The sequence below is a fragment of the Pseudomonas sp. HY2-MNA-CIBAN-0224 genome (assembly GCF_040310285.1).
In the GTDB taxonomy this organism is placed as follows: Bacteria; Pseudomonadota; Gammaproteobacteria; order Pseudomonadales; family Pseudomonadaceae; genus Aquipseudomonas; species Aquipseudomonas helleri.
Genome location: NZ_JBEOPQ010000099.1, coordinates 1 through 11,226, shown reverse-complemented (window position 1 = coordinate 11,226; position 11,226 = coordinate 1). Strand labels below are relative to the sequence as shown.

The window sequence follows — 11,226 nt, the reverse complement described above, 5'->3', positions numbered from 1 at the left end:
ACTCTACCTGCCGATCCCGTGACCGGGCAATTTAGGCCGGTTGTCATGTTTTGCCAGAGGCTGGCGTGCCTCGCGATCTTTTAAAGATCAAAAGATCGCGAGGCAAGCTCGCTCCTACAGGTCAATCGTTTAGAAATCACCCCACAGTTGCTGGGCCACGGCCAGCGCGACTACGGGCGCCGTTTCGGTACGCAGCACACGCGGGCCGAGGCGGGCCGGCTGGAAGCCTGCGGCGTGGGCGTGCTCCACTTCGTTGTCGGTCAACCCGCCTTCCGGGCCGATCAAAAACGCCAGACGCGCAGGCTTGGCGTGGCTGGTCAGCGGCGCTGACACCGGGTGCAGCACCAGCTTGAGGTCGGCTTCGGTGGTTTTGATCCAGTCACTGAGCAATACCGGCAGGTGAATCACCGGCACCCGCGAACGGCCACACTGCTCACACGCACTGATCGCCACTTGCCGCCAGTGCGCGAGGCGTTTGTCAGCACGTTCGTCCTTTAGCCGCACTTCACAGCGCTCACTCATGATCGGGGTAATTTGCGTCACGCCCAATTCAGTGGCCTTTTGAATCGCCCAGTCCATGCGCTCGCCACGGGACAACCCCTGGCCCAAGTGAATGGCCAACGGCGACTCAACTTGCCCGGCAAAGGTTTCGTCGAGCACCACGCGCACACGTTTTTTGCCGACTTCCAGCAAGCGCCCCAGAAACTCCTGACCCGAGCCGTCGAACACTTGCAGGGCATCGCCCTCGGCCATGCGCAGCACGCGGCCAATGTAATGCGCCTGGGCTTCAGGCAGTTCATGCTCACCGAGGCTCAACGGGGCGTCGATAAAGAAGCGGGACAATCTCATTTAAATTCTCTGAAAATTAAATTACTCATGTAGCCGCTGCCGCAGGCTGCGATGGGTTGCGCAGCGACCCTGATGTTTTAAAGGTCCTGCGGCCCTTATCGCAGCCTGCGGCAGCGGCTACAAAAACATGATTAACCCGGGTCGCGGAAGTCTGGATGGAAGTTCGCCGGCACGGCCACGCTGATGTCCGAGCGCGTCGCGATGTCGATGCCTTCGCTGGCCACTTCAGCCAGAAAGTCGATCTGCTCGGGGGTAATCACGTAAGGCGGCAAGAAATACACCACACTGCCCAACGGACGCAATAACGCTCCCCGCTCCAGCGCGTGCTGGAAGACTTTCAGGCCGCGTCGTTCCTGCCACGGGTAAGCCGTTTTGCTGGCTTTGTCCTGGACCATTTCTATCGCCAGTACCATACCCGTCTGACGCACTTCCGAGACGTGTGCATGGTCGGCCAGATGGGCCGTGGCGCTGGCCATGCGTTGGGCGAGTGCCTTGTTGTTTTCGATGACGTTGTCGTCTTCAAAAATATCCAGCGTGGCCAACGCCGCCGCACACGCCAGCGGGTTGCCGGTGTAGCTGTGGGAATGGAGGAAGGCGCGCAGGGTCGGGTAGTCGTCGTAGAACGCGCTGTACACCTCATCGGTGGTCAGGCACGCCGCCAGCGGCAAGTAGCCACCGGTCAAGGCTTTGGACAGGCACAGGAAGTCTGGCGTGATGCCGGCTTGTTCACAGGCAAACATTGTCCCGGTACGGCCAAAGCCCACGGCGATTTCGTCGAGGATCAGGTGCACGCCATAACGGTCACAGGTCTCGCGCAACAACGTGAGGTACACCGGGTGGTACATGCGCATACCGCCCGCGCCCTGAATCAACGGCTCGACGATCACCGCAGCAATCGTGGCATGGTGCTCGGCCAGGGTCTGTTCCATGGCCTGGAACATCGTGCGCGAGTGGGCTTCCCAGCTCACGCCTTCAGGGCGCAAGTAGCAATCGGGGCTCGGCACTTTGATCGTGTCGAGCAGCAAAGCCTTGTAGGTTTCGGTGAACAGCGGCACGTCACCCACCGACATCGCGGCCATGGTTTCGCCGTGGTAGCTGTTGGTCAGGGTCACGAAGCGCTTTTTGTCAGGCTGGCCGCGGTTGAGCCAGTAGTGAAAGCTCATCTTCAGCGAGACTTCGATACACGACGAACCATTGTCGGCATAGAAGCAGCGGGTCAGGCCCTCAGGGGTCATCTTGACCAGGCGCTCTGACAACTCGATCACCGGCTGATGGCTGAAACCCGCGAGGATCACGTGCTCCAACTGGTCGACCTGGTCCTTGATGCGCTGATTGATACGCGGGTTGGCGTGGCCAAACACGTTGACCCACCAAGAACTCACGGCATCCAGATAGCGTTTGCCTTCGAAGTCTTCGAGCCACACGCCTTCACCGCGCTTGATGGGGATCAGCGGCAACTGTTCGTGATCTTTCATTTGGGTGCAGGGGTGCCACAACACGGCAAGATCGCGCTGCATCCATTGATTATTCAGGCCCATTTCCACTCTCCTGGCGCTGGTTCCCGGCGTCTGCGGGCAAACAAGCCTGCAAGCCTATGCAATGCGCAGGCTCGTCACAAGTCATTACGTTTATCCATAGACACGCATATTTACATTCAAGGCACGGCTCGGCATAAAACACGCACACGGCTATTGTTAACGTTTGCTTAATGCTTGATCCCCAGGCTACAGATCGTATTTATCGATGTTTTGCAGCAAAAAAATGCGCTTTCATTCGATAGGTAAACCATTAGTCTTAGCGTCAATTCCCACAGGATGTTGGCAATGCAGCTACGTAACTCGTCTTCTCGCTATGGTGCCGTGAGTATTTTCCTGCACTGGTCAGTCGCGCTGGCCGTGTTTGGGTTGTTCGCATTGGGCTTGTGGATGGTCGGTCTCGACTACTATGACCCTTGGCGTAAAGAAGCGCCGGACCTGCATAAAAGCATCGGTCTGACGCTGTTGGCGGTCATGTTGATCCGTGTTGTCTGGCGGTTCATCAGCCCGCCGCCCCCTGCTTTAGAAACGTATAGCCCTGCAACCCGTATCGGCGCCAAGTTCGGTCACGCTTTTCTGTACCTGAGCTTGTTTGCCCTCATGATCGCGGGATATTTGATCTCGACGGCCGAAGGCGTGGGTATCCCTGTCTTCGGTCTGTTTGAAGTACCGGCACTGATCTCCAGCCTGCCCAATCAGGCTGATGTTGCTGGCGTTGTGCACCTGTGGCTGGCCTGGACCGTGGTGATCTTTGCTGTTCTGCATGGTCTGGCTGCCTTTAAACACCACTTCATTGACCGTGATGCGACCCTAAAACGTATGCTGGGCCGCAAAGCCTGATGCTCAACCTCAATTCAAAAGGAATAGAACGCATGTTGAAAAAGACGCTCGCTGCTCTGGCACTTGGGACTGCTCTGCTGACCGCCGGTCAAGCCATGGCTGCCGACTACACCATCGATAAAGAAGGCCAGCACGCTTTCATCGACTGGAAAATCAGCCACTTGGGCTACAGCTTCGTTCACGGTACGTTCAAGGACTGGAAAGGCACCTTCTCGTGGGATGCCGCCAAGCCTGCTGACAGCAAAATTGACATCACCCTGCAAACCGCCAGCCTGTTCTCCAACCACGCAGAGCGTGACAAGCACATCGCCAGCAAAGACTTCCTGGACGTTGCCAAATACCCTGAAGCGACCTTCAAGTCGACCAAAGTGGTGCCAACCGGCGACAAGACAGCTGACGTGACCGGCGACCTGACGCTGCACGGCGTGACCAAGCCTGTGACCTTCAAAGCCACATTCAACGGCGAAGGCAAGGATCCATGGGGCGGCGAACGCGCTGGCTTCAACGCTACCACTACGCTGAACCTGAACGACTTCGGCATCAAAGGCCCGGGCCCAACCGCTCAAACACTGGACCTGGACATCTCGCTGGAAGGCGTGAAGGCCAAGTAATAGCGCTTTTAGATGGCTAAAAAAAACGCCCCCAATCTTTCGGTCGGGGGCGTTTTTTATGCAGCGTTAACTCAGCGGTTGCGAGTCAACAGTGCAGGCTTCTCGCCTCGAGGGCGGTTCGGCAGTTGATCCAGCTGCTCAGGGGTCAAAAAGCGATCGCTTTTGGACTCTTTGTGCATGATCTTCGGCTGGTTCTCACGTGGGCCTTTAACCGCTGGCTCTTGACGCGCAGTATCACGCGCCGGGCGGTTGTCGCGACGGGCCTGGCCATCACGTGGCGCGCCGTTGCGTGGGCCGCTGCGCTTGGCTGGCGGGGTGCCAGTGCTGGCGCCGCTGCCGGTACGCGGGCCGTTTTGACGACCACCTGAACGGGCCGGAGTGCCAGCGCCCGCGCCTTGCGCCGGAGCACCCGGACGACGGTCGCGGCCCTGGTTGTTTTTGTTTTGGTACGGGCTGACGTAATCAGCGCGGTTACCAAAGTTATCCACATCGTCATCACGGAACTCGTCCGGCGCACGGTTGGCGTCGGCACGAGGGGTGGGCTGACGCTGCTCACGGGCAGGCTGGGCGCTGCGTGGCTTTTGCTCACGGGCTGGACGCTCGCCGCGTGCCGCTGCAGGTTTTTCTTTGCCCTTGTCTTTGCCTTTGTCTTTACGACCGCCGCCACCGCCCGGATTACCCGGACCGTCGCCGCGTGGGCCACGTGGCGGGTTGCGCGGGTTACGCACATCCGGACGCTCGCGCACTTCAGGCTTTTCAGCTTCTACGGCACTGGCGTCAAAACCCATCAGGTCGCCATCAGCGATCTTCTGTTTGGTCATGCGCTCAATGCTTTTGAGCAGTTTTTCTTCGTCGGGAGCAACCAGGGAAATCGCTTCGCCCGAACGACCGGCACGGCCCGTACGGCCGATACGGTGAACGTAGTCTTCATCTACGTTCGGCAGTTCGAAGTTGACCACGTGCGGCAACTGGTCGATGTCCAGGCCACGCGCGGCAATGTCGGTGGCAACCAGAATGCGCACAGAACCGGCTTTAAAGTCGGCCAGGGCTTTGGTACGCGCGTTTTGGCTCTTGTTACCGTGGATGGCCACAGCGCTCAGGCCGTGTTTGTCCAGGTATTCAGCCAAACGATTGGCACCGTGCTTGGTACGCGTGAACACCAGCACCTGTTCCCAGGCACCTGCGGTGATCAAGTGGGCCAGCAAGGCACGTTTGTGGGTCGCAGGCAGGCGGAAAACACGCTGCTCGATGCGCTCAACCGTGGTGTTGGGCGGCGTCACTTCAATGCGCTCAGGGTTGCGCAGCAACTTGCCGGCCAGGTCGGTGATGTCCTTGGAGAACGTCGCCGAGAACAGCAGGTTCTGACGCTTGGCAGGCAAACGTGCGAGGACTTTTTTCACGTCATGGACAAAGCCCATGTCGAGCATCCGGTCGGCTTCATCGAGCACCAGAATTTCTACGTGAGAGAGGTCAACGCTGCCCTGGCCGCACAGGTCGAGCAAACGACCCGGGCACGCCACCAGCACGTCAACACCACGGGACATGGCCTGAACCTGCGGGTTCATGCCGACGCCGCCGAAGATGCAGGCACTGACGAACTTCAGGTCGCGGGCATAGAGCTTGAAGCTCTCGTGCACTTGGGCTGCGAGTTCGCGAGTCGGGGTCAGAACCAGCACGCGAGGTTGGCGTGGGCCGTGACGCTGGGATTTGTCCGGGTGGCCATTGGGAAACAGCTTTTCCAGAATCGGAAGAGCGAAGCCGCCGGTTTTACCAGTACCTGTCTGGGCCGCAACCATCAAATCGCGACCTTGCAACACGGCGGGAATGGCCCGCTGTTGCACCGGAGTAGGCTCGGTATAGCCCGCATCTTCAATGGCGCGGACTAAAGCCTCGGAGAGACCGAGGGAAGCAAAGGACATGAGTAATCCTGTTCTAGTTAGGGCTTGGCCCAAAGGGATAGTCTTGCCTGGCGTGAATGGCGTTTAAGGTGACGCAATCCCGTCCGGTCCTGCTCCAGTCCTGAGGCTCATTCACATCGCTCGCGCGGGCTGGAAGCTGCGCAGTCACGGGGTTGAATGCCGGGTACAAGGACGAGCGGCCGGGCGTAAGCCTGGCGGAAAACCCGGAGTATAACAGAGCAATCACGGCGCGCCGATTTCATGCTGCTCAACGGTTTTGTAGGGGCACAGGCCACATAACCCGTGGGAGCGGGCTTGCTCGCGATGGTAGCACCACGGTTTATCAGCAAACCGGGTGACGCCCATCGCGAGCAAGCCCGCTCCCACAAGGGCGATGCAGTGTGGATCAGCGTGGCAGCTTCAGGTTGTTCCAGATCGCCAGGCTCGGCTCAGACTGGTTCAAGGTATAGAAGTGCAGGCCCGGTGCGCCGCCATCGAGCAAACGCTCGCACATTTCGCTGATTACTTGCTCGCCAAACGCCTGGATGCTGTTCGCATCATCGCCGTAGGCTTCCAGTTGCTTGCGAATCCAACGCGGGATTTCTGCACCGCAAGCGTCCGAGAAACGCGCCAACTTGCTGTAGTTGGTAATCGGCATGATGCCCGGCACGATCGGGATCATGACGCCGGCCGCACGTACGCGCTCAACAAAGCGGAAGTAGCTGTCGGCGTTAAAGAAGTACTGGGTGATCGCACTGTCGGCGCCAGCGTTGGCCTTGCGCACGAAGTTGCTGATATCGTCTTCGAAATTGCGCGCCTGAGGGTGCATCTCAGGGTATGCCGCCACTTCAATATGGAAGTGATCGCCGGTTTCTTCACGAATGAAGCTCACCAGGTCATTGGCATAGCGCAACTCACCGCTGGCCATCCCCATACCCGAAGGCAGGTCGCCACGCAGCGCGACAATACGCTTGATACCTGCGCTCTGGTACTGAGTCAGCAGGCCACGCAAGTCGTCCTTGCTGTCACCGACACACGACAAGTGCGGGGCGGCAGGGACCTTGGCTTCGCTCTCCAGTTGCAGCACGGTGTTGATCGTGCGGTCACGGGTCGAGCCACCAGCACCGTAGGTGCAGGAGAAAAAATCCGGGTTATAGGTCGCCAGATGGCGAGCCGTGTTCATCAGTTTTTCATGTCCAGCATCGGTCTTGGTCGGGAAGAACTCGAAGCTGTAACGACGGTCTTGGGACATGGTCAAATCCTTGGCAATACAAAAGCCGAATACAAGCCCGCCCCCATTAGGGGGCGGGCTTGGCGATCCAATCAGTAACGGTACGCTTCAGGTTTGAACGGACCTTCAACCGTCACGCCGATGTAGTCGGCTTGTTGCTGGGTCAATTGAGTGACCACGCCACCGAAGCCGCGAACCATTTCCAGGGCCACTTCTTCGTCCAGTTTTTTCGGCAGTACTTCTACGGTCAGACGCTCAGCTTGCAGTTCGGCAGGCAGGTCAGCGTATTTTTGGGCGAACAGGAAGATCTGCGCCAGTACCTGGTTGGCAAACGAACCGTCCATGATGCGGCTTGGGTGACCGGTGGCGTTGCCCAGGTTTACCAGACGGCCTTCGGCCAGCAGGATCAGGTAGTCGTCGTTCTGCGGGTCGAACTCGCCAGCGCCAGTGCGGTGTACCTTGTGCACTTGTGGCTTCACTTCTTCCCATGCCCAGTTTTTGCGCATGAAAGCGGTGTCGATTTCGTTGTCGAAGTGGCCGATGTTGCACACCACAGCGCGTTTTTTCAGCGCAGCCAGCATGTTCTTGTCGCACACGTTGACGTTACCGGTGGTGGTCACGATCAGGTCGATCTTGCCCAGCAGGGCCTTGTCGATGCTCGCTTCTGTGCCATCGTTCTGGCCGTTGATGAACGGCGAAACCACTTCAAAGCCGTCCATGCACGCTTGCATGGCGCAGATCGGGTCAACTTCGGAGACTTTAACGATCATGCCTTCCTGGCGCAGGGATTGAGCCGAACCCTTGCCCACGTCACCGTAGCCGATGACCAGCGCTTGCTTGCCGGACAGCAGGTGGTCAGTACCACGTTTGATCGCATCGTTCAGGCTGTGACGGCAGCCGTACTTGTTGTCGTTTTTGCTTTTGGTCACCGAGTCGTTCACGTTGATCGCCGGGATCATCAGCTCGCCTTTGGCCAGCATGTCCAGCAGACGGTGTACGCCGGTGGTGGTTTCTTCGGTCACGCCGTGGATCTTTTTCAGCATGGCCGGGTATTTTTTGTGCAACAGCTCGGTCAGGTCGCCGCCGTCGTCGAGGATCATGTTGGCGTCCCAAGGCTGGCCATCTTTCAAGATGGTTTGCTCCAGGCACCACTCGTACTCTTCTTCGGTCTCGCCTTTCCAGGCAAATACTGGAATACCGGCAGCAGCGATAGCGGCAGCGGCCTGGTCTTGAGTCGAGAAGATGTTGCACGACGACCAACGCACTTCGGCACCCAGAGCAACCAGGGTTTCGATCAGTACGGCAGTCTGGATGGTCATGTGGATGCAGCCCAGAATCTTCGCGCCCTTGAGCGGTTGTTCTGCGGCATACCGACGACGCAGACCCATCAGGGCCGGCATTTCGGATTCAGCGATGAAGGTTTCGCGACGGCCCCATTGGGCGAGGGACATATCAGCGACTTTATAGTCGGTAAAACCTGCAGGCGTGTTTACAGCGCTCATTAAGAGCCTCCATTCGTTTAATCGCGAATGGGCGCCGTTGTGCGTTTAGTGCCTGCCCAGGGAACCCTGAACAAACAACGCCCCATCCGAGCCTGACAGGTTGAACCTGCTGCAGCGCCCCTCGGACAGGTGGCGGGAAAACGGTACCGGGTGAACATGACCGTTTTTGAAGCGAGGGAGATTATAGCCATCCGCGCCTGGGTTCCCAAGGGTTTATCCAAGGCTTTTTTATTTGCTTAATCGAGACCATAGTCCAAGGTTAATAGAGCTGAGGGCCGAGGTCTGACATCATGGCCGGCATCTAAGGCAAGACGGTCAGGAGCGAACATGAATTTTCACACCCGCAAATGGGTTAAACCCGAAGACCTCAACCCCAACGGCACCCTGTTCGGTGGCAGCCTGCTGCGCTGGATCGACGAAGAAGCGGCGATCTACGCCATTGTTCAGCTGGGCAACCAGCGCGTCGTGACCAAGTACATCTCCGAAATCAACTTTGTCAGCGCCTCGCGCCAGGGCGACATCATCGAGCTGGGCATCACCGCTACCGAATTTGGCCGCACCTCGATCACCCTGACCTGTGAAGTGCGCAACAAGATCACCCGCAAAAGCATCCTGACGGTCGACAAAATGGTCTTCGTCAACCTCGGTGAAGACGGCCTGCCAGCACCGCACGGCCGCACCGAGATCAAGTACGTCAAAGATCAGTTCCAGGATGAAAATCAGGCCTGATTACCTTTGACCTTGTCCCCGCTGCCGCGGGCTGCGGCAGCGATTACAGGTTTTGAGTGAACAGCTACCGGTGGCGCGTGTCGTACGCTTATACACGCCACCGGTCATGCGCTCATGAACACTGAAAACAGCGGCAAAACGCCCAATCTGTCGGCTGATGAAAAGCACGACATCAGCAAAAACCAGCCCCCGCGTGCCGCTGTCCTGCACGAAATCATTCGCCTGCAAGGTGATCAGGAACTTGAGCGCAGCATTGCCGCCCTGTTCTGGTCAGCCCTGGCGGCGGGCCTGACCATGGGGTTGTCGTTGATGGCCATGGGCTTGCTCAACTCTCGCCTGCCCGACGCCGAAGGGTTCAAGGTCATCGCCAGCTTTGGTTACTGCGCGGGTTTTCTGGCAGTCATTCTCGCTCGCCAGCAATTGTTCACTGAAAACACCCTGACGGCGGTATTGCCGATCATGAGCAAACCCACGTTGAACAACTTCGGGCGGTTGTTCCGGCTCTGGTCCGTAGTGCTGATCGGCAACCTGATGGGTACTTTTCTGGTGGCCTACGTGATGCTGCACTTGCCGATTTTCGATACACCGACCGACGAGGCCTTTCTGGAAATCGGTCGCAAGGTCATGGAAAACGACGTGAGCCAAATGTTCGCCAAAGGCATTGTCTCGGGCTGGATGATCGCAACCATGGTCTGGATGATCCCGTCCATGGAGAGCGCCAAGATGTGGATCATCATCCTCATCACCTACCTGATGGCGCTCGGTGACTTTACCCACATCGTGGTCGGTACCGCTGAGGTGTCCTATCTGGTCTTTGCGGGCGAGTTGCCATGGAAAGACTTCTGGCTGATCTTTGCCGGCCCGACACTGGCCGGCAACATCATCGGCGGCAGTTTTATCTTCGCCCTGATCAGCCACGCGCAAATCCGCAGCGACACCAAAAAGCCGCTAAAAAAAGCGTAATACGCTCTTTTTATCTTGACGGTTGAGAGGGTTTACGGCCGCTGCGCGCCCGATCGAAGCACCACAAATTTGTAGGAGCGAGCTTGTCTCGCGATCTTTTGATCTTTTTAAAAGTTCGCAAGACAAGCGGGCGCCTACAGTCGTCTAGATCACGTAATGTGCAATAGCCACAAAGTGCAGCAGGCTGCCGCAGATGACAAACAGGTGCCAAATGCCGTGGGCATGCCGCAGGCGGTGGTCGAGGGCAAAAAAGATAATCCCCACGGTGTACATCACCCCGCCCGTGGCCAGCCAGATAAAGCCCGCGGTCCCTAGCGCAGCCAGCAAAGGCTTGACCGCCACCAGCACAATCCAGCCCATCACCGCGTAAATCACGATCGACAAGATGCGCGCTTCAGAACGCGGCTTGATCTCTTGCAGCATGCCGATCACCGCCATGCCCCAGACAATCCCGAACAGCGACCAACCCCACGGCCCGTGCAGCGTCACCAGGCAAAACGGCGTGTAACTGCCAGCAATCAACAAGTAAATCGACAGGTGATCAAACTTCTGCATGATCACCTTCGAACGCCCACGCACGCTGTGGTAAACCGTCGACACGCTGTACAGCAGCACCAGCGTCACGCCATAAATGGCCGCGCTGACAATTTTTTGCGGACTCCCGTCCAGACACGCCACCACCAACAACCAGATACTGCCTGCCGCAGCCGCCACAGCCCCCACCAAATGGGTCCAGGCGTTGAGCTTTTCCCCGTGATACATGTGCAACATCCTCAATAGCCGATAGTGCGACGGTGCCACCTTGTTACAACATAAGGGCCAACGTCGCGACCTTAAAGGGCAATTTGGCGATAGTCGAGGATTGCTTGCCAAGCAATAACGGGAGGTCGGGGCAGCCTTCACAGGCTAAAGACGTACAAAGCCGTCATTTACGAAACTGAAATAATCACGAAGATCGCTAGCCGCTTTATCACGAACTCTGATGCTTTGACTAGGCTCTGTACGTAAAGTATTGTCGCAAGCACCGCATAGCGCAGGCCAATGAGACCATCGCCGCAAAACTTGTTG

At 57.9% G+C, this 11,226-nt stretch carries 10 protein-coding genes and 1 riboswitch; of the genes, 4 read left to right on the top strand and 6 right to left on the bottom strand.

The window, feature by feature from the left end; all coding sequences use genetic code 11:
• Positions 1–129 precede the first annotated feature (129 nt).
• Both AAEZ03_RS24860 and AAEZ03_RS24855 read right to left on the bottom strand, forming a co-directional pair.
• Positions 130–849: a 16S rRNA (uracil(1498)-N(3))-methyltransferase gene (locus tag AAEZ03_RS24860; RefSeq protein WP_350582274.1), complete on the bottom strand. Its 720-nt coding sequence runs from the start codon at positions 847–849 to the stop codon at positions 130–132.
• 131 nt (positions 850–980) lie between these two features.
• On the bottom strand, positions 981–2,387 hold the full coding sequence (locus AAEZ03_RS24855; protein WP_350582272.1) for an adenosylmethionine--8-amino-7-oxononanoate transaminase: 1,407 nt from the start codon (positions 2,385–2,387) through the stop codon (positions 981–983).
• A gap of 285 nt (positions 2,388–2,672) precedes the next feature.
• Here AAEZ03_RS24855 and AAEZ03_RS24850 point away from each other — a divergent pair, with 285 nt between their 5' ends.
• Both AAEZ03_RS24850 and AAEZ03_RS24845 read left to right on the top strand, forming a co-directional pair.
• Positions 2,673–3,224: a cytochrome b gene (locus AAEZ03_RS24850; protein ID WP_048370907.1), complete on the top strand. Its 552-nt coding sequence runs from the start codon at positions 2,673–2,675 to the stop codon at positions 3,222–3,224.
• Positions 3,225–3,256: 32 nt separating this feature from the next.
• Positions 3,257–3,835 (top strand): YceI family protein, encoded by a 579-nt coding sequence (locus AAEZ03_RS24845; protein WP_048370909.1) that lies wholly within the window; start codon positions 3,257–3,259, stop codon positions 3,833–3,835.
• A 71-nt stretch (positions 3,836–3,906) separates the two neighbouring features.
• Here the strand turns inward: AAEZ03_RS24845 and rhlE2 are convergent, their stop codons facing one another.
• From rhlE2 to ahcY, 3 genes are all read right to left on the bottom strand, one after another.
• Positions 3,907–5,754, bottom strand: a complete 1,848-nt coding sequence (rhlE2, locus tag AAEZ03_RS24840) for an RNA helicase RhlE2 (RefSeq protein ID WP_278942100.1) — start codon at positions 5,752–5,754, stop codon at positions 3,907–3,909.
• A 385-nt stretch (positions 5,755–6,139) separates the two neighbouring features.
• The gene (gene metF, locus AAEZ03_RS24835; protein ID WP_350582268.1) at positions 6,140–6,985 is read right to left on the bottom strand and encodes a methylenetetrahydrofolate reductase [NAD(P)H]; all 846 of its coding nucleotides are present in this window, start codon (positions 6,983–6,985) and stop codon (positions 6,140–6,142) included.
• Positions 6,986–7,056: 71 nt separating this feature from the next.
• On the bottom strand, positions 7,057–8,466 hold the full coding sequence (ahcY, locus tag AAEZ03_RS24830; RefSeq protein ID WP_153336378.1) for an adenosylhomocysteinase: 1,410 nt from the start codon (positions 8,464–8,466) through the stop codon (positions 7,057–7,059).
• Between the two features lie 22 nt (positions 8,467–8,488).
• Positions 8,489–8,595: riboswitch (S-adenosyl-L-homocysteine riboswitch) on the bottom strand.
• A gap of 198 nt (positions 8,596–8,793) precedes the next feature.
• Here ahcY and AAEZ03_RS24825 point away from each other — a divergent pair.
• Entirely contained in the window at positions 8,794–9,195 is a 402-nt protein-coding gene (locus AAEZ03_RS24825; protein ID WP_047279442.1) for an acyl-CoA thioesterase, read from the top strand.
• Between the two features lie 114 nt (positions 9,196–9,309).
• Entirely contained in the window at positions 9,310–10,158 is an 849-nt protein-coding gene (locus tag AAEZ03_RS24820) for a formate/nitrite transporter family protein (protein ID WP_153434286.1), read from the top strand.
• A gap of 144 nt (positions 10,159–10,302) precedes the next feature.
• Here AAEZ03_RS24820 and trhA read toward each other — a convergent pair whose 3' ends face one another.
• On the bottom strand, positions 10,303–10,920 hold the full coding sequence (gene trhA / locus AAEZ03_RS24815; protein ID WP_048370921.1) for a PAQR family membrane homeostasis protein TrhA: 618 nt from the start codon (positions 10,918–10,920) through the stop codon (positions 10,303–10,305).
• Positions 10,921–11,226: the final 306 nt, after the last annotated feature.